This is a genomic window from Treponema sp. OMZ 857 (assembly GCF_024181085.1).
Lineage (GTDB): Bacteria > Spirochaetota > Spirochaetia > Treponematales > Treponemataceae > Treponema.
Genome location: NZ_CP051147.1, coordinates 2,752,337 through 2,775,307, shown reverse-complemented (window position 1 = coordinate 2,775,307; position 22,971 = coordinate 2,752,337). Strand labels below are relative to the sequence as shown.

The 22,971-nt window shown below is 40.2% G+C and carries 17 protein-coding genes and 1 pseudogene; 6 read left to right on the top strand and 12 right to left on the bottom strand.

What is annotated here, in order from left to right:
• Positions 1-5: 5 nt before the first annotated feature.
• Genes E4N66_RS12700 through E4N66_RS12685 form a run of 4 tightly spaced genes read right to left on the bottom strand, consistent with a single transcriptional unit; the run spans position 6 to position 3,578 of the window.
• A complete protein-coding gene (locus E4N66_RS12700) occupies positions 6-1,646 on the bottom strand; it encodes an AAA family ATPase (protein ID WP_253728357.1) in 1,641 nt (546 codons plus the stop codon).
• Between the two features lie 23 nt (positions 1,647-1,669).
• A complete protein-coding gene (locus tag E4N66_RS12695) occupies positions 1,670-1,921 on the bottom strand; it encodes a hypothetical protein (RefSeq protein WP_253728356.1) in 252 nt (83 codons plus the stop codon).
• Between the two features lie 34 nt (positions 1,922-1,955).
• Positions 1,956-2,891, bottom strand: coding sequence for a hypothetical protein (locus E4N66_RS12690; protein ID WP_253728354.1), 936 nt, complete (start codon positions 2,889-2,891; stop codon positions 1,956-1,958).
• 45 nt (positions 2,892-2,936) lie between these two features.
• Positions 2,937-3,578 (bottom strand): TM1812 family CRISPR-associated protein, encoded by a 642-nt coding sequence (locus E4N66_RS12685; protein WP_253728353.1) that lies wholly within the window; start codon positions 3,576-3,578, stop codon positions 2,937-2,939.
• Between the two features lie 225 nt (positions 3,579-3,803).
• Here E4N66_RS12685 and E4N66_RS12680 point away from each other — a divergent pair.
• A pseudogene (locus E4N66_RS12680) lies at positions 3,804-4,991 on the top strand (AAA family ATPase); the annotation flags it as partial.
• Between the two features lie 387 nt (positions 4,992-5,378).
• Here the strand turns inward: E4N66_RS12680 and E4N66_RS12675 are convergent.
• Positions 5,379-6,779: a tyrosine-type recombinase/integrase gene (locus E4N66_RS12675; protein WP_253728352.1), complete on the bottom strand. Its 1,401-nt coding sequence runs from the start codon at positions 6,777-6,779 to the stop codon at positions 5,379-5,381.
• Between the two features lie 554 nt (positions 6,780-7,333).
• Here E4N66_RS12675 and E4N66_RS12670 point away from each other — a divergent pair.
• From E4N66_RS12670 to E4N66_RS12650, 5 genes are all read left to right on the top strand, one after another.
• Positions 7,334-7,870: a hypothetical protein gene (locus E4N66_RS12670; protein ID WP_253728350.1), complete on the top strand. Its 537-nt coding sequence runs from the start codon at positions 7,334-7,336 to the stop codon at positions 7,868-7,870.
• On the top strand, positions 7,867-8,142 hold the full coding sequence (locus E4N66_RS12665; protein WP_253728348.1) for a hypothetical protein: 276 nt from the start codon (positions 7,867-7,869) through the stop codon (positions 8,140-8,142). Before E4N66_RS12670 ends, E4N66_RS12665 begins: the two co-directional genes overlap by 4 nt.
• Positions 8,143-8,144: 2 nt before the next feature.
• Positions 8,145-8,549 carry a protein-export chaperone SecB gene (locus E4N66_RS12660; protein ID WP_253728346.1) on the top strand — a complete coding sequence of 135 codons (405 nt, stop codon included), beginning with the start codon at positions 8,145-8,147 and terminating at the stop codon, positions 8,547-8,549.
• Between the two features lie 140 nt (positions 8,550-8,689).
• The gene (locus tag E4N66_RS12655) at positions 8,690-9,370 is read left to right on the top strand and encodes a hypothetical protein (RefSeq protein ID WP_253728344.1); all 681 of its coding nucleotides are present in this window, start codon (positions 8,690-8,692) and stop codon (positions 9,368-9,370) included.
• A gap of 12 nt (positions 9,371-9,382) precedes the next feature.
• Positions 9,383-10,006: a hypothetical protein gene (locus E4N66_RS12650; RefSeq protein ID WP_253728343.1), complete on the top strand. Its 624-nt coding sequence runs from the start codon at positions 9,383-9,385 to the stop codon at positions 10,004-10,006.
• Between the two features lie 30 nt (positions 10,007-10,036).
• Here the strand turns inward: E4N66_RS12650 and E4N66_RS12645 are convergent, their stop codons facing one another.
• From E4N66_RS12645 to E4N66_RS12615, 7 genes are all read right to left on the bottom strand, one after another.
• On the bottom strand, positions 10,037-10,570 hold the full coding sequence (locus tag E4N66_RS12645; protein WP_253728342.1) for an NlpC/P60 family protein: 534 nt from the start codon (positions 10,568-10,570) through the stop codon (positions 10,037-10,039).
• Between the two features lie 10 nt (positions 10,571-10,580).
• Positions 10,581-15,305 carry a LamG domain-containing protein gene (locus E4N66_RS12640; protein WP_253728340.1) on the bottom strand — a complete coding sequence of 1,575 codons (4,725 nt, stop codon included), beginning with the start codon at positions 15,303-15,305 and terminating at the stop codon, positions 10,581-10,583.
• Positions 15,305-16,045 carry a phage tail family protein gene (locus tag E4N66_RS12635; protein WP_253728339.1) on the bottom strand — a complete coding sequence of 247 codons (741 nt, stop codon included), beginning with the start codon at positions 16,043-16,045 and terminating at the stop codon, positions 15,305-15,307. Before E4N66_RS12635 ends, E4N66_RS12640 begins: the two co-directional genes overlap by 1 nt.
• A gap of 7 nt (positions 16,046-16,052) precedes the next feature.
• Positions 16,053-20,780: a phage tail tape measure protein gene (locus E4N66_RS12630; protein ID WP_253728338.1), complete on the bottom strand. Its 4,728-nt coding sequence runs from the start codon at positions 20,778-20,780 to the stop codon at positions 16,053-16,055.
• Between the two features lie 175 nt (positions 20,781-20,955).
• Positions 20,956-21,537, bottom strand: coding sequence for a hypothetical protein (locus tag E4N66_RS12625; protein ID WP_253728336.1), 582 nt, complete (start codon positions 21,535-21,537; stop codon positions 20,956-20,958).
• A 68-nt stretch (positions 21,538-21,605) separates the two neighbouring features.
• Positions 21,606-22,574 (bottom strand): hypothetical protein, encoded by a 969-nt coding sequence (locus tag E4N66_RS12620; protein ID WP_253728334.1) that lies wholly within the window; start codon positions 22,572-22,574, stop codon positions 21,606-21,608.
• A 23-nt stretch (positions 22,575-22,597) separates the two neighbouring features.
• On the bottom strand, positions 22,598-22,966 hold the full coding sequence (locus tag E4N66_RS12615; RefSeq protein ID WP_253728332.1) for a hypothetical protein: 369 nt from the start codon (positions 22,964-22,966) through the stop codon (positions 22,598-22,600).
• Positions 22,967-22,971: the final 5 nt, after the last annotated feature.

The window sequence follows — 22,971 nt, the reverse complement described above, 5'->3', positions numbered from 1 at the left end:
CGGTATTACTGATAACGAGCACGTTGCTTGTCAAGATTTACTTGAGCATCTTGTAATTCTTTTTTAGCCTCTATAACTGCAGCCATAATAATGTCAAAGTATACCGTATCTGCAAATACATTCGCCTTGTAGATTTCTGATTTTGATTGTATAAACGCATCGAGTTTTTTGATTTCAGAATCGATAGTATTTTTAATCGGTAGATAATTCTCAGAATCTGTTTTCGTACGGCGAAGCTCCAATAAATCAGGGGTCTTAAAGACAGTAGGATTTTTAATTATTTCATCAGATGTGCACTCTATTTCGGCCGAATAAGAGTTGCCCCTACAGCCATCTATCCAATGTGCAGTATTACCATCTATCTTAAAACTACTAGCTCGAAAATAAAAATCATAATCACCTAAAAAATTGCAATTCTGATCATAATATGCCCCAGAGCGGTTATGGCCTGAGTGCTCATATTCTGCACAAAGATAGTGCGGCATAATATCATTATAGCTATGTATCCTACAAGGTTTTACAATCTTATATGCCATAAAACCATCTTTCATTTTATATTCAACAGGTTTACTTTCTTGGTGAGTATAAAAGCGTTCCATTATAATTTTTTCAAACTCTTTAATCCCATCCTTAATGTCATCTATTGCCGTGTTGCAATCCAGTCCGTTTTGTTGAATGCACGTCTCTACGATTTGGCGTGCTTTTTTCTGCTGTTTTTCGGTACCCCAGATGCAGTATTCAATCAGCTGACAGTCCATTAAATCTACTTCTGTACGGTCGTTTAAGAATGCGGAGGTTTTTAAGATGCGCACTATTTTTTTCCAGCGGCGGTCGCCGATTGTAAACGCTTCACCGGCAGCTTTTTCTTCTTCGCTCAATGTCTCATTTTGCGCCGTCAGTTCTTTACGGATTGCGGAAATAACCGATCGTGCTTCTTCTGAAAGCTGCACTGCGTCGATCTGTGTTTTCCAGCTCTCTAAGTCCTTGTTGGAAATCTGCAATTTTTTAATCTCATCGGAAAGTTCAAATTCAGAGGACGAACTTTCTACCATATCAAAAAAGCTATCTTCGTTTTGAATAAACCCTATGGGTAAACGGAGGATAAACCGGTCATACAGCGCTTCAAGTCCGCGGTTTTTTGCAGGCAGTTCGTTTGACGCAGCAAGTAAGGCTTTTAGAGGTACGTCCTGTACTTTACTGCCGTTATGAAATTTCCGCTCGTTTATGATGGTAAGAAGTGTGTTGAGAATTGCAGGGCTTGCCTTCCAAATTTCATCGATAAAGGCAACATCCGCCTCCGGCAGCATGTTCTCTGTGAGACGGCGGTATTCTTCTTTGCCGCTTTCACCTTCGCCGTTCAAGCCTTTCAGAGAAATATTGCCGAACACATCTTCCGGTGTAGAAAATTGATTTAAGAGTGTTTCAAAATACTGAACACTTCCATCGCCGTCTGTTTTAAATGCCTTGGCAATACGCCGTGCAAGCATACTCTTGGCACACCCGGGAGCACCCAAAAAGAAAATACTTTCCTCTGCAATTGCTGCTAAAAGTGCAAGGCGCAGCGCTTCGTCTTTTTCGTATAGACCTTCGCTGAGCGCATTTTTAAGCACTGATATCCTATCGTGATGTTTTATTGTTTCTGCCATCTGTGGTTCCTCCTGCTTGGCATTTAATTGTGTGTGTTCGGTATTCTGTACAAGCTGTACATATGTAGTACCGTATTCGTTTTTTCCATTTTTATCTGCGGTATCTGAGATAAAATGTCGCTGAATTTACTGACATTGAATAAACTACACATATCATTGACGGTGTCTTTATTCCAGCCTAATTTTTGCATAATTACAGAGGGATTCCTTTTACCGTCAAAGTTTTTTACTACGGCAATAATTTTTGCTATTACTTCGTCTTTTGTACAACTCATTGTGTTTTCAGCCTCCTATGGTTACTATAGTCATTTATTCTGCCAGTTGACAGATTTTTTGCAGTTTTTTAATAAAACTGCTTATTGTTCTGCTTGCATCGGTTTTATCTTTGCCGAACTGTGCGGCAATATCTTCTTGCGTGGGGAGGTTTTCCGCTTCAAAAAACAGCCGGATGAGCGTGCGTCCGTGTTCCGTATCTGCAAAACGTGTATTGTGCAGGACTTCAGCTATTACAGCGCTGTCTGTTTTTGCCGCATCAAGTTCGCATAATACCCGATGGGTCAGCAATGCGGAAAGATACGGCTTTGTGCGGTCTTGCGATGCTGTAAAGGCTGCATCAATGAGCCGGAGGCAGTGCTCAATATGGTCCTGTTCTATTAAAAAGGCATCTGCTGTTTTGTAACCGTTTTGAATACATACTGTCGCAGAATCAAACAAAGAATATCCATTGCCGTTCTCGGAATCGATATGTTCCGATTGCATAGTAGTCTGAGCCTTCCACTCTATGAGCGGAGCTATTTCATTCACTGTATAACCGGTTTGCTTTGCAAGCCATACTTGCGTTTCAACACGTTCTATATCTTTCCCATAATGTGCAGCAGCAGCGCACAGCCGATTCCATTTTCGCCGTTTGTTCTCCGGCAGCGGAATGATTTCAGAGTGAAAAGTATGCAATTTTATATTTGCGCGGTTTATTTCTTGTTTTAAAGAGCGTGCAAGATAGTGAATATAGTGTTCGGCAGATCCTTCATAGCTGAGCACACTGCGGTTTACACATTCCATTATTTCAAGCGTGGCATTTTCAATTTTTTCCGGATTGAATGTCAGCAAAGCCCAACGCCATACGGCATCTGTCAGCTTAGCCCGCAAAGTAAGAAACTCCATACAGGCAGTATTCTTCTGTTGAACAAACGGAAACAGTTCCGCTGCGATTCTGATAATCTTTGCTTCCTGCTGTTGTTTTTCCATGTCCATCTCCGGTCTTCCTCTTTGCCCTGCAAAACACTGCAACAATTACAGCGCAAAAAAGGCATCCAAGGCTTTTAATGCTTCCGTTCCGTTTGGAGCTTCCATTGTCCCCATGAGATTATTTAAATAATAGAGCGGCGTAACATCATACAGTTCAGGATTTTCAGGATAGGCTATTCCGTCGGCATGTTTGATAAACTCAACTTTGCCGTATATGATTTTTTTTACATCTGCATCAAAAAACTTTTCCGCAAAATGAAAGGCACACATTAAAACCATGGGGATTGTTTTTTGTCCGAATGTAATATCCGCATAGAGTTCAGCGCCTTCTTCCATAAGCGGCAGCATTTTACGGAGCCGTGCTTCATGGCTTGCTTTTGATTCAACAAAATCCGTTGCAAGCCGCTCATATTCGATATGCGCACCGATAGCAGCATTAATCGAATTTAGTTCCTGCTGAAAAAGTTCAGCGTTTTCTATTGAATGATCTTTACCGGTAATGGTTGTGAGGAGTACCGCTTTTACCTGATCTCCTTTCTGCAATTTTTCCGCAAGTACGGCATTGACAGGAAAAACCACCTTACCGGTGTAGCGGCAATCGGCATTTCCTGTTCCTGCATAACATTGGGTATCTGTAGTGTCATTCATTTTTTTCATAGGAATATCTACAAATATAATCTTTTTCATTGAAAACCTCACTTTGGGCACCCATAAAAACTCAAGGATATTGATCGAAGATGCTCCATTATAACTATTAGCGTCAGAATGAGAAAGAGTTGACATATTATAAAACGATTGTAGCATATTTTTTATTCGTGCGGAGTAATGGGTATGTAAAACTGCAACCTTTTTACATCCTATGATGTTCCTCATCTTCCCCACCGCCGCACTCTTTCTTTTCGTACTTTTTACCTGCTTAAAAAAATAATTGGTAAGAGCCTTTTCCTTTCAACAGTAGCAGCATATTTCCTTGGACAAAAAGAGTTGTTCAAGGGTTTGTATCTTGAAAAATCGGAAGAGGAGCAAGTGGCACAAGAAAACCGAACCCCATGGCAAGCATATCCGGTGCTGTATCTGGATTTTAATACCGGACAATATGAACTGAGCGGAGCTTTAGATGAAACTCTTAGTTATTTTTTAGATACCGAAGAGCCGAAATACAATCTACAAAAGAACGGTCGCACTCATGCTAAGCGGTTTACATCTCTGATACAAGCTGCATATCAGCAAACCGGCAAGCAGGTCGTTATTCTTGTAGACGAATACGATAAGCCGCTTCTGCAAACGATGGGAATAAATGAAGCGCTGAATGAACACTACCGCAATACGCTCAAAGCATTTTATTCGGTGATAAAAACCTGTGATGAATATATCCGGTTTGCCTTTTTAACCGGAGTAACAAAGTTTAGCAAAATCAGCATTTTCAGCGATTTGAATAATCTCAAAGATATCAGCCTCAATGAAACCTACGCCGGTATTTGTGGCATTAGTCAAAAAGAGCTTGAAGCAAATTTTCAACCTGAAATAAAAGCGCTTGCGGAAAAACAAACGCTTAACTATCCGCAGACGCTTGCTGCCTTAAAACAGTGGTACGACGGCTACCTGTTCCATCCTGCCGGGGAGGGAATGTATAATCCTTATAGTCTTCTCAACGCCTTTGACGATAAAGAGCTCAAAAGCTATTGGTTTAGCACGGGGACACCGACTTTTTTGGTCAATTACTTAAAAGAAGCGCATTATTATATCCCCGACTTGGACGGCAATGTGCAACTTGATGAAGATGGGCTGCAAACGTATCGGGCAATAGCGCAAGATACCCTGCCGATTCTATTTCAAGCAGGGTACTTAACGATAAAGAAATATATCAGCGATTTAAGACTCTATCAGCTGGGCTTCCCGAACGATGAGGTTCGCTATGGTTTTTTACATAATCTTTTACCCGCATACTCTGACGTGCCGTTCGGTCAAACAGGGGTATGGATAGGGCGGTTTGTGCAAGACATCCGCAAGGGTGATGTGAATAGCTTTATGGAGCGGATGCAGTCGATTATCGCTGGTATTCCGTATGATGATTTTAGAGAAGAAAACCTCACAATCAGAACCGCTATGGATGGCGGTGGTTCCATGCAGAAACAAGTTTGCCATGCAAACTTGCAGCTCAAAAATAACTCTGTATCAGGAAAAAACACTAAAAGATAGGGTAAAACGCTCATTTTATGGCGTTCTTAGTACATATTTTTAATTAGTTATCTTACACTTTATCTGTCAAAAAAACTGTGTAGCTCTAACTATTTTTATAGTAAGCTATGAACGTATTCTTGTCAAGCACGTTCTTATTTTTTTTGTTTGTTTTCGATGATTTTTTTTGATTTTTAGGATTTTTAGCATGTTTTTGCGGGTCATTTGTATACAGCTTTCCTGTTAGGCGTATAAAGTGCCGTTCAAAATGCGAAAAATATGGTTTTAAGATCGCTGTCTCGTAGTCGCTTACGCTATGATTTTATCGAGCGCACCGACTGCCCTGTATTTGAGTTGCTCCATTTCAGGCGTGTAGTGATCGGCATAGTGCCGTACCTCTGCTATGCAGTCGTGTCGTGTTAAAAACTTGAGCTCTTCTTCTGAAAAGCCGGCAAGCCGTAAAAAGGTAGCAAACGTATGCCTATAGCTGTGTATTGTCAAATTCGTTCGCTTCATTCCTAATCGTCTCATTGTTCTATTAAAATCATCGTTAAAACTTTCATAGCAGAACGGCTTATGCGCATCGCGTGGGGAGCTAAATATAAACGCCTTAGAATCATCTTGAAACGGATTGCTTTCAAGGTGTGTGAGTAATTTTTCTGCAAGGTCGGCGGGAAGAGGAACAATATCGCTTCGTTCTGTTTTCGTACATTTAAGCCGTTTGCCAGTTCTGCAATAGTTCTTGTCAACCTTGAGTGCGTATCCGTCTGCATTTTTGATAAAATCTTGCATCTGAAGGGCTTGTACTTCTCCAATGCGGCAACCGGTTTTAAACAGCACTTCATTGATAAGCCAATTTATTTGGGAGCCGAACGGATTACACTCACCATTGAAAAGTTGCCGGATTTCCTCTTTTGTAAAAGTAGCTTTTTCTGCTTCTTTTTTAGCTTTTTTTCGCGTAGCCTTTGATTCTTTCGTTATCTGCTGTGAAATATCGCGCGCAATGAGGTTATTGCGATACGCAAAACGAAGGGCTTGAATACAGATAGAGTAGTATTTGTGCATGGTGCTTTCTTTCAGCTTACCTGTCCCTTTAATTGTACCGAGCATTGTATCAATTTTCGTGCCGGTTATTTCGGTAAGCAAGCAAGAAGGAAAATACTTTTCATATTTTTTAATACAAGTTGTATGATGGTAAAACCGCTCAGGATTCGGCGGTGTTGCGCCTGTTCGTATCTTGCCCTTAATAAACGGGCTTTCATCATAGTTCCAGTAAAGTAGGATATACTCATAAAAGGTGAGCGTTGATAGCTGGTCTAAAATCGGTTTAATCTCATTAGGAGCATCTTCGCACTCTGCGGCTGATACAGAGTATGGCTGTACGGAATTGTTATGACAAACAGCACCCTGTACGCCTTGCACAATCGTATCAATGGCAGTTTGAGTATACGCCTTTATGTCCGCGTCGATAACATAAGCCCCTTCATCCGTTGCTGCAATGTTATTGTAGGCACTATACCGCACTGTACCGGTACGGTCATATTCTGCCCAGCACCGACTGGCAAAACGGATCGCTTCATTTCTATCCTTCGTGCCGGTACTTTTTGCGGTCATATATTCGCCGGTTTCTTTATCTTTTAATTGGAAATAGAGAATCCCATTGGCTTTATTTCGCGGAAAGATACACCATGGTTGTCCTATGCGTTTCATAAAAAGATGCCTCCTCAACTGATAAGATTTCTGCTTATGGCCATTTTCGGCAACAGGGGAGGGATTCTTTAAAGATCGCATAGAACGAGTGTTTTGTAATGGTAGTCATAGCTTTAGGTTCAGATCATATAAATGGGATTATATAGAGAGATTTCTTAATAAATCATAGTGAAAAAACTAAAAATAAGTATTGACAATAAGAAATAAGCATTTTATTATTATCAGTAGAGAAGCAACAACCGATTTTTATATATTTTCTGCGCATACTCTTCTCTTTTGGATAGGAAGAGTTTACTCAATACCAATGAGTTAATAGAAATATTGTAACTATTTAGCACGTAAGTTAGGTTAGAAAGCTAACTATTTCACATCTTTATTATATAGCGAGAAAGCAGCTATTGTATGCTAATAGTGGTTGATTGTAGTGAAAAAGCTAAAGACAGCTATTTTTCGGTATATGTGCCGAAAAGTTATGAAATACGTTATATATGTGGTGGTGTTTTTATGTGTAAGGCAAAGATATAAGGGGGCTACGAACGATACAGTAGTTAATTATGGAAGAATTAAACACCGTTGGTTTTCATGCAAACTATAAAAATGAATGTGAGCGTTTTATAGATGATAAAGAGTATCTTATAGTTTCTTCAGATACAGATTTTCTGGGACGTGGTATGTATTTTTGGATGAATTATAAGCAAGCAATCTGGTGGAAGAATACAAAGAAAAAAGAGGGAGGGGATTCTCTTATTGTTTCTGCTAAAGTACATTCAAAAAATGTATTGGATGTAACTGATGTAGATGTTTTAAATAAATTGGAAAGATTGTATAGCAAAATACGCAATGAGTTATCAAAAAAGATGCAAGTAAAACACGATTATATACAACTAGGAATAAAGCTAGATGCGTTGTTTCATTTTTTTGAAAAAGATTTAAGCGTTTTTGATTGTGTTTATGGAACAGCAGAGAATAAAAATAGACCAGAACATGCATTTTTGAAAGGAACGCCGATGACTATGAAAACTGAAGGTATAATTCTTGTAAAGAATTATAAAGCTATTTCCGATAGGCAGCTAAGGAGTGATTTAACATGAATAAACAGAATACCTTAGAATTATTAGATAAATTAGATAAAGTTCTTGATTCTATGAATACAAAAGAAATTATCGATCAGGTTATATTATCTAAGGCATTAAATTTTTTTACTGATGATACAGATCCGATTTTATCAACTGTATCTTTTACCATAAGCATATTTAATCATAATAATGAATTTATATATTGGGACAATTTTACCAATGATCAAGATAGTAATATATTATATCGTTATCATTATTTTGATAATAAAGGCTTGAGGGTCGCTTAATTATGGATAAAACAAAACAGCCCGGAATTAGTTTCGATACTATTTTTCTTAAAGAAATGAAATTTCGACGTAACCCTAAGAATATAGGTTCTGACATAAATATTGATTTTGCCTCGAACATCTCCATGTCTGATGATCAAAAACAGCTGTCTTATGAATTAGTTTGTAAAGTTAGCGATAACGAAAAAAAGTTTTCATTAGAATGTTCTATGATGGGGATATTTTCATCGATTGAGGGAAAAGAAAATATGAATCTTAAACAATTTGCAGAAATCAATGCACCTGCATTAATGCTTCCCTATATTCGTGAGTTAGTAACAACTACAACGGTTAGAGCTGGTTTAAGGCCTATTTCTTTTCCTCCAATCAATGTTATAGCTTTGTTAAAAGAAAAAAAGCAAAGCTAACTTTTTGCTCATTCATCACTGCTTTTAGGAGTTTTTCGCTTAGAGGCTTTCATCTATCCCCAAAATAAAAGCCGCCGATCATCTCGTATTGTCTTTTCAGACCGCTTATAGTATACTAATCGTACTGAAAGGAGTTCCCTATGAAAAAGATTGCTGTTTTATTGCTGCTGGTCTTGGCGCTGGCGGGGTGTGGGAAAAAAGAGAGCGGCGTATTCACCGTTCAGAATGACTCTAGCCATACGGTAACATTTAAAATCGGACAAGACTATAAAATCGAAGAGTACTCCATTGCCAACGGAGTATCTGAAACTATTCCTTGGAAACAATATGTCCTTTTTTGGACTGTTAGCCCTAAAAATATCATTAGCTGTACAGAAAACAGCAATAAAGCTGTTATAACAGATAAAGCCCCTAATTATGATTATATCATTAAAAACGATGTATGTAATAATTTAAAAATACTTGATGGAATATACAAAAATGGTGATATTAGCGAAGCTGATCGTAAATTTTTATTGTCGGAGAACGGATCTATTGTTAAACAAATTGCGCTATCAAAAGGTGAAAAAGCTATAAAATGTTTTAACAAACTTGATACCGATGATATTATTTTATTAGGAGAAGAGTTTACTATATCATCAGCGGAATCTGCATCGGGAAAAGAAGAAAAGTGCAGGGAATGTAAAACAGAGGATGGAAAGTCTTTTTTTTATCAAATACAGCTAAATGCCGATGGTAAAAAATTTTTTACCAAAGAAGAAATATCGATTAAAATTAAAGCCTCTTCAACAAATAAGTATGTGTATATATCTCGATACTAAAGGAAGATAACCATGAAAAAGCTGTTTTTATATTTTACCCTGCTTTCTTTTTTGCTGATCTGTACGGCTTGCCCTCCGCCGACATTTGATTGTGTTATTGAGAATAATAGTGATTATCCGGCAGACTTCTTATTGTTCCAGCATAAAAAAGCTCCCAATACCAATGGCGATACTTTTACTTTACGACCGACAGAAAAAAGAACTGTTGCTTTTTTCTACGATGGAGATAACGTACGGCTAACAAGCAAGAATTATAATGTACTGAAGAAAATATCAGAGTCAAAATACGTTATTACTAATTTGGAGCCTACAAAATATAATATACATAACTTGCTGCCTATAGACATAATACTGCTTGACAATGGCAAAAACATTCTTGCAGATAAGGATACAAAAAAAATAACTGATAAAGTTTCTATTCCCAAAGGGAGTTCTGAATGTTACTTTTTCAGAAAAATTAAATCTGATGATATTGTTTTACAACCTGTTGAAAATCTAACCAAAGATAGCTTTACATACTCTATTCAAGGAATTGCCGGTTTGTATTTTTTGAAAAGTACAGAATCATCAAAACCTACAACAACACATGAAATACGTATTAACATATCAGCTGATAATATAATTATTTCTAATTAAATAACCAGTAGGTTTTTTGCTTGCTCTAGGCTATTTCTTTTTTAATTTCATTTTTGCAAAACGTTTAAATCGTTTATCATATTTACTATAAAACCTTTCAGAAACACCATTTATTGTAATATTACCATGTTCATCTTTTTTTTGTGTAGCATCAATAAAATAAATATTATTGTCGATGGTTTTAATATAAATGCCTATGTGAGTAGGTATATCATTATTATCTTCTTCGCCCATAAAAATTATATCACCTTCTGAAAGCGTGTCAGTGAATACCGAATAATACTTAAATAGATCTCGAACATTTGCATCGCAAAATAACAAATCATACTTTACACTATCTGCAACTGCGTATCGGTAACACTGCACAACAAATCCAGAACAATCAATGCTTATCACCCCTGTGTGCAAAGGCTCTCTTCTTCCCCATACATATTTAGTATTTGCATTGGCATATTTATAAGCATATAAAACGACCTTAGAACCGATTTCATTTGAAATAAAAAACGGCTGCTGACAAGATGTAACTATATAAATAAATATGAATAATAATATTTTCTTTTTCACAAATCCTCTGTTACCATCCTATATAGAACGATGAGGCAAACGCTTTATTAGAATTCTTCTGAAAGGTCGCCCGTGTCAAATATCCCCATTGATTATTTATAGGATAACCGTTTAATTCAAATTTATCCTCACTCAATCGCTCAATAAAAACGACTATAGCATGCTGCCAGCCTCCTTTCATATCATTATAAAAACATCCCCCGCCAAAGATATTTAACCGCTCACCTATATCTATTCTATCTTTAAAAACATTGAACCACTCGTATTGATTAGTGTTTACCATTTTACCCCAATACCATGTGTTTAACAAGCCTTTGTTTGGGGTGATCTTTCCTGTCACGGTAACGTTTTTTAGTTCTGCATCATTAAGAAACGCCTCTCCAGATTTCTTTATTCTAAAGATTTCGTGTCCATTGTTTTTTGCTGAAATACCTATCTCATTATTAATTGCAACCTCAAAATCGTTAGGATTTTGTTCGTCACTATCTATTTTAAATTTTTTAGCGACAAGATTTTCTAAAAATGCATCTTGAGTTGCTAGCTTTTTAATAAAACTATTATTGGCAATAAGATTTTCTACAAAGACTTTTTGTGTTGTAAGCTCTTTTAAAAAAGCTATATCGCCTGAAAGTTTTGTGATAAACGCTTCTTCCGCTACGAGTTCGTCAATCAATGCCTTTTGTGCTACAAGTACCTTTGCAAACAACGCCCCGAAATGCCCGGTATTCTTCATCAGCTCTTCTATCTCGCAAATATGATACAGCGCTGCTTGATACTGTTCGGTGTAGTTATATTCCGGCTCAAGGTTAATCCACATACTCCCCGTCCAGCGGTAACACACCCCGACTTTCCAGCCGCCGACTGTTTTAGCCATCAATACCCAGTCGCCGGGATTGGCATCCTGTGCCCCCAGCCTTTCGCCTTTGGTAATAACCACCGTTCGGGTAGTCGGTACCGTTTCGGTAACGCCGAGATATTTGGGAGTAAGGTTTTTAATATTGCTATCAGGATTGGCCGGGTCAATCGCCCAATCGGTAAGCGTGTAATTCTTTACCGGATACTGCGGGTTTAAGCAGAGGTAGAGGGCTTCCTGCTCGGTTAAAAGCCGGTCAAAGAAAAGAAGAGTGGCAAGGGAGCCTTTAACATAATCATTACCGGCACTCATATCATAATTTACATTATTCACAAGTCCGGTAAAATCACCGTTGACGGTGGTGTCCTTAATCAGTTTTCCATCCAAATAAACAATCTTTCGTGCATACGTTGACTGAACGTCATTACAAACTATGAGATTATGCCATTTATCGTCAGCAATTTTCTCTTTTAAGATGGATATTCCAATTGCTTCTGAATTTGTTTTATAAGTTACTATATTGATATTGTTCATTATTTCTTTATTTGCAGCAATATCCGTATAGCAATAATCAATCATCCCATAATACCATAATCTTGGGTTTACCGTTTTATCTTGAGCATCCCCATTCATTTTTATCCAGCGCGAATGTGTCCATTGTTTTCCAACGCCGATACAACTTATGCTTTTATTTTCCACGAGTTCGATGGTACAGTGCGTCATCACGATGGTATTATTCATTTTATTGCCGGGAATATGATACAAAGTACACCAGATTGTATTATATGCAGTAGGAAGTGTGATAGTATCTGTCATTGTCTTTTCAGTCGTGCCGTCGAGCTTTCCTCCTGAACTCCATCCAAATTCCCAGCCACTACTATATATATATAATTCTGGAAAGCCTCCTTCACCTTTCCGGTAACCAGAAACAGTTATTTTAATTGTTTTACCCTTATACGCAGATAAATTACAAAGAATCTTTGCATCATATTTACCGGTACTTTCTAGGTAGCCGTGTTGAAAGATTGTCGTATGCAACTGATGGGTAACACAGCCTTTATTAAAATCAAGCGCGGTTCCGATTTTACCGTCTTTAGCTTTTTCAACACCGCCAACTGCTGTAGAGTGATTACCATTGCCGGAACTATCGATAAGTATCTTTTCTTTTATTTCTGTTACCATAAATTTATGAACTGTAACACTATCATCCGGTTGTACCTCATACCCACCCCATCCGTGCATCCATACGCCAATACCAAAACCTAAAGGATGCTGTGGTACAAATACGGTAAAATCTTGTACACCTATCAAAGGCGCCCATAGAATGATTGTTCCTTCTTCCCAATCAGCACGATACACAATAACGACTGGCATCGCATTCCCGCTATAGCTTACATCACTGTGAATCCGGTAATAGGTTCCTTTTTTATGTCTTACCGGTAATGCCCTTCCGCCTATTATTTCTGGCGTTCTTTTTTCAATAATAGGTTTTGATAACTCAAAAAAAATGCTATCTTGTGATTGCACATCCGCCATATCATAATGCGCCACCGGATTAAGCGGCATTACGGCGTTTAGTAGTTCCCATTTGCCGCCCGTCCAGCGGTATAATCTTCCTTGAAAGGTGCCAATCTGATTTTCATAGTCGCCGGTGGTTTCAAGCGATGGAAGTAATTTTGTAGAACCGTCTTTGCCGGGAATACCGGGGATGCCTTGCTCCCCCTTTACTTTCTGCCAATAATAATCGGCTGGATTATCGCTTTCTTGTTCCGTTTCTTTATTGAAGGCAAAACCGATATAGTCCTTGCCGTCGGGCTTATCGCTCATGCCGGTTCCTTTGGCATCATTGGCGTATTTTACCCAGGTAAAACGGGGCTTACCGTCTTTACCGGGTTCTCCGGCAATCCCCTGTTTCCCTTCAAGGTTGATCCACGTATACTCAGCAGGATTATCGCTTTCTTCGGCGGTTAGTTTATTGTGAGCAATACCCATCCAGTGCCGATTGTCTGAAGGATGATCACTGATGCCATTCCCTGAAGCATCATAGGCAAACTTAATCCACGTAAAGAGTGTATTATCCGGCACGGTATGCGCTTCAATTTCTGCGGTGTAATCAGAGACAGCCCTTCCGTTTACCCCAGCAATACTGAAAAGATACGGCGCATTCGGCTCAACTGCTTCAAATTCCGTGGTAAAGCCTTGCACATGCCGGATATTGTATTCAGTATCTGTCTTTTTCTTCCATTTTATGCTATAGCTCGCCTCCTCACCCTTCCATACAAGAATAATTGATTTTGATTTTCCATAAGCGGTAAGCCCAAACGGTTGGAGCGCGTATTCACGAATGGCCGGCTGCTTATCCTTTTTAATGAGCGCATCAATAGGATTAAAAAGAAAACCGCCAAGCCCGAATTTTTGCGTTAATGCCGAACCTTTGTAGCTGATATGTTCTTCTTCTACAACCGTTTCGTAAATATCATTGGTTTCAGGGTGAACGAGAGAGACTGCATCAAACAGTCTTATCGGGATGAGCGTCTCAACCTCAAAGACAGGGGCTGCTTCTTTGCGCTTTTCTAAAAGTTGCTTGAGCCCCTTCTTTTGTAACTCGTCTTTTGTCTTTATGGAGGTATCGGTAAAAACTTCTTCCACCGCCGCCCCGCCGTCATAGGTTCCTGTTTCTGGAAGGCGGACATAGAGCTGTTGCTGCTTTTCTCCTTCCCCGTAACAATGTAAGACATTCACTTTTAAAACATCCTGCTTGAGCGCTTTGATGGATGTATTATTTAATTCATTATGGGAAGCATCATTTGCACGGAGAATATAGGCCGCCTGCATTTTTTTATCTTTCACCAGTGAGCGGGCAAAATCAAAAAAGAGCTTGCCATCTTCAAAAGAGCACATTGTATCAAACGGGTATCGCTCCCGTATTTTTTGCAGCGCATCCCAGATAGTACCGCCTGATTTAAACTCGACTCCTTCTACCAGTTCTCCCATATCGACAGGGCTTGAGCGGACGGTAAACGCTGTTTTTTTACGGGTGATAATTTCAAATGCCCTGATAACCGGCGTAAAGCCGCGAACGGTGCGGTCAACAAGGACATTGTTTTCATTGTAAACTTTATGCGTTGCAAAATCTTGTATCCAGTCCGCATTGATATATTTAAGGATAAAGCGGACTGCGACATAGCGCTTATCGCTTGCAATCGGAACGCCTGAAATCTCGCTATCGTGTTCGATACTGCGGTTTATGGTGAGTACGGGTGCATTGGAAAAATCCACATCGGTAGCAGATACAATAGGCGTGTCGGAAGAAACTGATTGAATGCCGATATAGACTTTTTCGCCGGTTGTTTCCATCCACCTGACATACCGCTGGCTGACTGCTTCTCCGCAATCAAAGGCAAAGGTAATATACCCCATTTCGTGATACTGAATGCTTTCTCCTACCTTATGGAGTGCAAGGTGAATATCTCCGTCTTTTATTTTGTTGAGATCGATATTGACCTTTTCAATATAATCGGTAAAGTCTGTAAGGTTCGATTTACGGATATAGTCAAAGCCATAGACGGCATCGGCGAGAATAAAACTGAGCGGCTTTTTATGCCAGCCGTTCCAGTTATCGGGCAGGCGATAGTTTTTAAAAAGCGTTTCCAGTGTACGGATCGAGGTATTTACTTTTGCGCCGTCCCGTGTATGGTCAACAATAACGGCGGTTTGTATTTTTTCATCTCCCTTATACAGCTCTACATACTTCGCACCGTGCGGATAGGTTAAAAGCTCGAGCTTTCCTGTTCCTTCTTTATTCCGTTTTTGAGAGAAGCTCCAACTGCATTCATAATCTTTCCCAATCAGTGCGCCATCTTTATCATACCATAAAACCATTATCTATATCTCCCTTGAAAATTGAGTGTTATCGCCGCCTGCGGAATATGACTTATCATCGTATTGCTTCCTGCCTGCAAAATAAGCGGATTGATAACCGCCCTTTTTGTAAGCCGAATAGAAATATCGTGTCCGCTTTTGTACAAGCAGCCGTTTTCAAATAAGAGCGATTCACCTGCTCCAAGCGCAATCCTTTTGTTGACTTCAAGAATGGATCCCTCGCATTCCAATAATACCCCTTCTACATACGGAATATTGTGTATTGTAACACGTGGTAAGGTTGGATAATTACCATCCACTGATACGGTAAAGTTTTGCGCTCCGGATGGCGCGGTGATGGTGTGGATTTTCCCATAGCCGAACGGATCAAGCGCTTTGAGTGTAAAGCTGATACCGAATGCCCTGCTAATCTCTACACCGCTATAGTAGCTTGTCCTGATGTCTCCCATCAGTACGCAGCGGTAGTGTATTTCATCATCATCATCCCGATAGACGGTAAGGGTTTTACCGGTAAGAGCTTCAGCAAGGCGGGAGCGTTCTTGTTCTACTTCCGCGGCCGCCGCTGCGAAAATCGTTCCTGAACACGAAAAGGTGCGCGCTTGATATATCGTCGTTCCTGCTGCTGCAAGGCCATGCCGGTCGTTTACCGACACCGTTTGTAATACGGTATGTAATGAGCTGTCGCTTACGGTGATCCATTTTGGAATGTCTAACTCTTTTTTTTCGTCAAATATTCTCATAGTTTTTCTATCCTGCCAATGCCTGCTGTACAATCTCCGTTAAAACAGCTCGTAAATCCGTTTGTTCGGTTGCTGTTATGTTAATGGTGCTATAATAGGAGGTATACGTAACTGAATTGATAATAATTTGGGTAGCGGTAAGATGCTGAATAGCCGTTTCTTTTAGATCGATAACTTGGTTGATTGTTTTAAAGCCTTCGCGGATCGCTTCAAGTAACACGTCCCTATCGGCGCCTGAAAGCTGCTGAATAATTGAGCCTGATGCTTTTGATTTAAGCTCTACGCCCCCTTCCAATGCTTTTGTAATTTTTGAAAGTTCGGCCATATTCCCTTCTAAATTATCATAGAGATTTTTCAGCTTATCAATCGTACCGGTTACTTCGTCTCCGGTAATTTTGCCGTCTTTCATAATATCTTGAATAATCGCATCGACCTTTTGTTTGATACCAGCATTTTCAATAGCTGCTTGAATAATCGCCTTTTTCATTTCCGAAGCAAATGATTTTTTAAAACTTGCCCAGTCAGCATTATAAGCAGCATCTCCAAGAGCATTGGTAAGAGAAGAAACAATTGCTGAGCCGACAGCTTCCCATTCTTTTTTTGCAGCTTCAGCAGAAAGTCCGAAATGTTTATTCATATCGTCAAAGATTTTTCCCGCTTCTTTGCCGATATCCTCTATTTTTTTTAACCCTTCTTCATAGGTGATTTCTCCTGTTCCAACCTTATCAAAGACTTGCGCTATTCTTTGCGAAATGGTGTTTTTGACCGCTTTATTAACGAGTGCTTCATATAGCTGTTCTTGTAAAGCTTTTTTTAAATCTTTCATGTTGCGGGTTTTTACATATCCTGCCAATGCTGAATCAAGATTGCCGATATAGTTTGAAAGCGGATCAATATTTGTGCTGGAAACACCGGCATCTTTTAACCCTTTTTCGATTGCCCTTTGTGCAAAATCTCTCCACTTTTTTGCCATCTCATAATCGCCAGCCCGCATTGCAGCATTATATTTTTCCATTACTTCGGCGACCGTAAGCTGCGCAGTTTCTGTCGTATAATAGGTTTCTTCTTCATGGAACCAATCAAGAGGATCATACCATTTATCAATTTTCCGTGTTCGCTTTTGCTGATACGTATATGTCGCCTCTGTTTTTAAATCTTTTACCTTTTCTAAAACCCCATCGATACGTTTTTTTTCTATTTCTAATGCCTGACTATCAAAAATAATATTACTATTGAGCTTTTTCCCTGCCTGTAATTTTGCGATATTTTTTACGACTTCTCCGGTAAGTGTAACAGCATTGCGGATATTTTCTTCCTGCTGTCTTTTTATTTCATCATTAAATTTTTTTGCGTCTTCACGAGCCTGTTGTGTTATTTTTTGCGCTCTCTTTTGAAAAATTCCAACAACCGAACTTGCCATACCGATGGCAGAACCGATTAGCCCTGTTACCATGCCACCGATGCCCGGAATAAGGCTGCCAATTTGAGAGACAATACCTCCTGCGCTTTTTAATGCATTTACGCCGTCTATACCACCTTGTTCAATTGCTCCTGCAACAATACTGCTTAGGGTATCGGCAATCCCTAAAACACCATTTACAATCCCTATTACTAACGATGTTTTTGCAATAGCCGCTTTTTTATCCGCAAGTGTCTTGTAACGAGTCAATTCTTCATCGCTGTGTATCTCCCCATTCTGCCGTGCCTGGGCCAACACTTCATGCGCTTTTTTTCGCTCTGCTTCAATATTGATAAGGCTAAGATGAAAATCAGATTTACCAACAGTGTCAAGGTTTTTCAGTTTCTCGTCGATTTGACTTAACGAATACTTTGATTGCCCTAATGCTATTTCTAACTTATTCGCTTCTTCCTGCAAGTCTTTTAAATACTGCTTTGCTTGTGTTGCTTCTTCTGAAGAAACAGCGCCTTTTTCTCCTTCTAAAAGCGCTTTTGTTTTTTGAATTTCCTCTTGCGTTTTTTTGAGTTCTTCTTGTAATTCTTTTTGTTTGATCTGATACCGCCCAAACGCATCATTCATCAGCTTTGTTTTCGTAAGCTCATCGCCGAGCGTTACGCCGGATCCTTTCTCATCTTTTGTCGCAAGTTTTGTTTCGACGGTTATCCCTTTGCCCGCGCCTTTTTTCTTATCTTCTTCTTTAATGAATTGTTCGATGAGTGCAAGCCGCTTTTCTTGATACTCCTTTTCAACGGCGAGGCTGGATTGTCCGTACTCCTTTGCTCTTGCGAGTTTTTCTTGATAGAATTTGTCCAATTCTGCTATTTGCGCTTGGTAAGAAGTATCTTTTTCCTTGTTACTTGCTTTTTTCGTTCCCTTGCCTTTTTCCAGCTTTGCCTGTTCTTGGGCTATCGCATCGAAATATTCTTGTAAGCCTTTGGAGTCGAGGGTAAAAATCTTGTCAATATCTTCCGGTTTTATGGCAATAAGTTCTTTTAATTTTGCTTGTAAAAATTTTATCCGCTCTGTGGGGATACTAAAACTTTCTCCCATCTTTTGCGCATAGCGATTTTTCTCATCAATGATTTTCTTTTCCGCTTCCCATTCTTTAGCGAGACGGGCAAGCTCTTCATCGTGCTTCTTTTGCTGGGGCTTCGTTTCTGTCGGATTATTTAAATTATCAAGTGCTTGATTAAGCTGCTTCCCTTTTTCTGTTAAATCATTCAGTTCCTGAATTGCGGCGGCTTGCTCATTCTTAATATCGACGATTTTTTTGTATGCTTCCCGTTCTTTTGTTAATAAATCATTTTGTTTTAATAAGTAGTTTTTTGTGTGCTCTAATGCCCCGTCATCTCCATGCCGGAATACGGCAAAAGCCGTATTAAAATTATTTGTTTGTGCATCGCGGAGTATTTCCGCTCGTAATCTTTCTACTTCTTTTTTATTGTTTTCCTTTAAATTCCGGTCAAATGCTATAACTTTTGTATAAAACTGATCCAGTTTTGCAACATAATCTTGCTTTTTATTAAGTGCGGCAAATGCGCTCTTTTCTTCACCTTCATACGTTTTAGCGACAATCTCTGCTTGTTGTTTTCGTATTCGGGCTTGCGTAAGCGCCATATCGTTGAGCACTTTTTCACGTTCTAACCTACTTCGTACCGCTTGAGTTATTTTTTCTTCATTTATAGCAACCGCTCGCCCTTGCTCATCTAAGCCCTCGACCGCGCCGGGCACGATCTCCTGTAATTCCTTCAAAAGATTGTTATACCGCGCCTGCTCATCGGCCGTTTTTTGAGTCTTATCTTTCAGAGTATTATATTCGTCAAAAAGAGACTGTATCTTACGTCCTTCATTCCCTTGCTTTAAGGCATCCTCTTTCAGCTTTTTAACTTCTTCTACGCTTCGTTTTGCACCGTGGATATAATCTTCATGCGCTTTTTTCACTTGCGCAATAATGCCGAGGGCAATAGCACCAGCGGCGGCAACGGCAGCACCCCATGCTATAATCGGGTTAGCCGACATGACAAGGTTCAGCTGCACCATCTCACTTTTTATCTTTTTAATGCCGATTGCAACAAGGAGTAAAGGGCCGGCTGCTGCGGCTAATCCGGCAAGAGCGGTTCCTGCTGTTTGAACTCCGACAGGCAATTCATTAACAAACTGCAAAACGCGGGTAATGCCTTTTGCAAACGTATCAACCGCCGGGATAATATTTGAGGTGAGGGTAATTTGAATGGCTTCAAAGGCGCTTGAAAGCTCTGCCTTCGTATTGGCAAAAGAAGCATTTTGAATATCCTGCATCTTTTTTGCTGCCCCGTCGGATGCTTGCAATAAGCCGTCCATTGTTCGGATGGCATCCCCGCCGCCTTCGATCAGCGCTTGCATGCCGGCAGCCGCCGCTTCGCCGAATAACTCGCTTGATTTTGCTACATCGATATTTGCATTTTTCAGCCGCTCGATTATGTCGGCAAGGTTATTTGTTTTCGGGTTTACTTCATCGTAACTTACTCCTAATTCTTGGAGTTTCTTTTTGACATCATCCGTACCGCTGGCTAACTTTTGTAAACCGGATCGCAAGATGGTTCCTGCCTGCTCCCCACCGAAACCGGTATTGTAAAGCCGCATAAGCGCAGCGGTTGAGGTTTCAAGACTTACCCCCAAACCGGCAGCGACAGGCCCGACATACTTCATTGAGTACGAGAGCTTTGTCATATTCGCTTGGCTTTTACTGATAGCCAATGAAAACACGTCGGCGATGTGCCCTGACTTTTCTGCTTGTAGATTAAACTGCGAAAGAGTTGAAGCAATCGTGCTTGAGGTAAAGGCTAAATCGCTTCCAGTAGCTCCTGCGAGCTGTAACACACCGTCGAGGCTGTTCATTGCTTGCGTAGCTGATTGACCTGCTGAACCTAAACTATAAAGGGCATCGGCGGCTTGACTTGCACTAAAGCGGGTACTCGCTCCCATTTCTTCCGCTTTCTTTCGCAAGGCTTCCATTTCAGAAGCTGTTGCCCCCATGACAGAAAAAGTATTCTGCATGGACTGTTCAAAGTTCGTAAAGGTATCGAGTGCCGCTTTCCCGAGCAAGGTTAAAGGGAGCGTTACACTGGCAGAAAGAGCGGCACCGATAGCAGCGAGCTTCGCATTGATGCTGTCAACTGCATTGTCAATATCCTGCTCAAGTTTTGCAAGCGATCGATTGGATTCACTAATCCCTTTTTGAAGTTTATCTGTTTTTAATGCTAATTCCGCATATAGTTCGCCTAAACTCTGTCCCATTTACCTAACCCGTTTTATGTATCATCCTCTGCAAAGGTCTCCGCCATATCTTTTTGAAATTGTTTTTCTCTTTTTTCTTTCACTTTCTGCGCTTTCTCTTTTTCTTCCCGCTGCTGATTTTCTCCTTCAACAGCAACGAGGCAGGCTTCATCAAATAAAAAGGCTTCAAAATCGTTTAAGCCTCTGATGTAGCTACTTGGCTTGCATCTGTAGTATTTTGCGAGCCTGCCGAAGCGGGCAAATTGAACGCGTCCAAATTTTTTTTTACGGCTTGCTCCCAATCTGTAAGGTAGAAAAGAAAAAGATCATTTAAGAAATCTTTAGGGATAACGTCGTTAAGGGTACTCTCACTGATACCGCGTATTTTCAAAATAGCGTCGTAACATTCCTGATAGGTTGGAGTTACCATACTTTTTTTTGCAAGTTCAACGAGGAATTCATCTTCTTCCTCTTTCATCTTTTTAAGGTCAATTTCCGATACTGCTTCTTTTGCCCCGACCGCTTCGGTAATGCCATTGACAAATTTGTATAAAATATTGGGGAAGCTCCCGCAGGTTAAAAGTTCTTGAAAATTCGTTTTGTGAATAAGAAACTTTTGCTTAGTCCCATTCCATAAAAGCTCTACCCATTCGCAGGTAGCCATTGCAAGCCGTTCCGCTTCGTTTTTTGGAGATTCGTTTTCAATTTTTGCAATCTCCGCATTAATTGCCTGTCGTCTGTTTTTCCCTTTGAAAAAAGATTGTAGTTTTTCAAACATAGATATCTCCTCTTGATTGACGATGAAGCTCCGCCCGCCGGTATTTCTTAGACGGGCGAAGAATCTTCTTAGCTTTGTACGTACTGCGTGTAGTCGGCAAGCGAAATTTCTTTGATGAATTTCAAGGGTAAATTACTGCGCTTGTTTTCTCCGCCGCTGCCTTGCAGTTCGACAGCTCCAAAAGCATTTTCGCTTGCTTCGCTTCCTGTCGGTGTCGTTTGGCAGGAAGGGAAGATGACTACTTTGACGCGAGCATAACTGCCTTTTGTGTTTTGCCCCTTTTCGTACTGTTCTACGAAGTAGCGGAAGGTAACAGGCGGCGGGTTTCCGGCATTGTCGATATACAGTTCTCCCATTTCCTCGTTATACGTATTGCCGGTAACGAGGGCAAAGAACTTATTCGGCAGGCTTGCAAAAGAAGCGGTAATATTGACGCCCTTTATTTTATCCGCTTCTTTTATTGTACAGCGGATTCCGTGTCCGCTTGTCGCATCAACACTTTTGCCGCTTTCCTTGTCAAAATCGTCTTTGAAGCTCTTCGCTTCTTTTGTCGAAACATAGCCGACAATGCCGAGTAATTCGGCGAGCTTTCCTTGAAATCCAATCGGGGCAAAAAACGGTAAGTCTCCCGCATTTTCTGTCGTGATTTTAAGATACTCCGCATCGTAATCGGCTCCGACAGCTGTTTTAGCTGCCTTGAGCTTTATCCCTTTCGGCTTGAGCGAAGCAAAGGCAGTGTTGAAGTCTTTTACCATGTCTGCAACGGAAACGACTTTTTTATCCGCAGCAGTCGAGGCAAAGGTAAAGGTTTCCGTTTTGGTACCGTACAGAACCGTCAGCTTTAAATCGTCCCCCGTCCAGCCGTCAATGTTGAACGGACCTATTTTACCAACGAGTCCTCCCCGGTGCTTTCTCACTTCACCGGTTTGAGGATTGGTATCTTCCCAATCGTTAGGAGACGGCCAGCTTTTGTCAGCATTCAGACGCGCTGCCTGCATCTGTCCGATTGAATACCCGTATTCGTTTTTCTTTTCCATAAGTCTTTTAACCTCCATTTTATCTACATAAAATCTCCGCCGAAAACGGGGATTTTAAAATTGAGCTGTTTTGAAATTGCGCCAAGTGAATCCTCTATCATGTCGCTTGAGCAATCAACATATTGCACCAAAAAAACACCGTCGCTGCTGATTCGTTTTAGATGCTTCCCGTTCAATGCGGTGATAACTTTTTCACAAGCGGTATCAAGCAGTTCAAAATCTCCTGCCGGTGCATAGACACTCACGGTAACCATATCCCAGCTTCCAAGCCGCGTTTTAATGCCGTGTTCAAATTGCAGAATAAGAAACGGCTTTTTCGCCGTTTTTCCTACATTACCGATGTAATATACCGGATAAAGTTTTACCAGTTCCGCATATAAGGCGCTTCGCATCGTTT

Coding starts and splice junctions, on each gene's coding strand:
- E4N66_RS12700 (WP_253728357.1), bottom strand. CDS start 1,646: ATGGCAGAAACAATAAAACATCACGATAGGATATCAGTGCTTAAAAAT.
- E4N66_RS12695 (WP_253728356.1), bottom strand. CDS start 1,921: ATGAGTTGTACAAAAGACGAAGTAATAGCAAAAATTATTGCCGTAGTA.
- E4N66_RS12690 (WP_253728354.1), bottom strand. CDS start 2,891: ATGGAAAAACAACAGCAGGAAGCAAAGATTATCAGAATCGCAGCGGAA.
- E4N66_RS12685 (WP_253728353.1), bottom strand. CDS start 3,578: ATGAAAAAGATTATATTTGTAGATATTCCTATGAAAAAAATGAATGAC.
- E4N66_RS12675 (WP_253728352.1), bottom strand. CDS start 6,779: ATGAAACGCATAGGACAACCATGGTGTATCTTTCCGCGAAATAAAGCC.
- E4N66_RS12670 (WP_253728350.1), top strand. CDS start 7,334: ATGGAAGAATTAAACACCGTTGGTTTTCATGCAAACTATAAAAATGAA.
- E4N66_RS12665 (WP_253728348.1), top strand. CDS start 7,867: ATGAATAAACAGAATACCTTAGAATTATTAGATAAATTAGATAAAGTT.
- E4N66_RS12660 (WP_253728346.1), top strand. CDS start 8,145: ATGGATAAAACAAAACAGCCCGGAATTAGTTTCGATACTATTTTTCTT.
- E4N66_RS12655 (WP_253728344.1), top strand. CDS start 8,690: ATGAAAAAGATTGCTGTTTTATTGCTGCTGGTCTTGGCGCTGGCGGGG.
- E4N66_RS12650 (WP_253728343.1), top strand. CDS start 9,383: ATGAAAAAGCTGTTTTTATATTTTACCCTGCTTTCTTTTTTGCTGATC.
- E4N66_RS12640 (WP_253728340.1), bottom strand. CDS start 15,305: ATGGTTTTATGGTATGATAAAGATGGCGCACTGATTGGGAAAGATTAT.
- E4N66_RS12635 (WP_253728339.1), bottom strand. CDS start 16,045: ATGAGAATATTTGACGAAAAAAAAGAGTTAGACATTCCAAAATGGATC.
- E4N66_RS12630 (WP_253728338.1), bottom strand. CDS start 20,780: ATGGGACAGAGTTTAGGCGAACTATATGCGGAATTAGCATTAAAAACA.
- E4N66_RS12625 (WP_253728336.1), bottom strand. CDS start 21,537: ATGTTTGAAAAACTACAATCTTTTTTCAAAGGGAAAAACAGACGACAG.
- E4N66_RS12620 (WP_253728334.1), bottom strand. CDS start 22,574: ATGGAAAAGAAAAACGAATACGGGTATTCAATCGGACAGATGCAGGCA.
- E4N66_RS12615 (WP_253728332.1), bottom strand. CDS start 22,966: ATGCGAAGCGCCTTATATGCGGAACTGGTAAAACTTTATCCGGTATAT.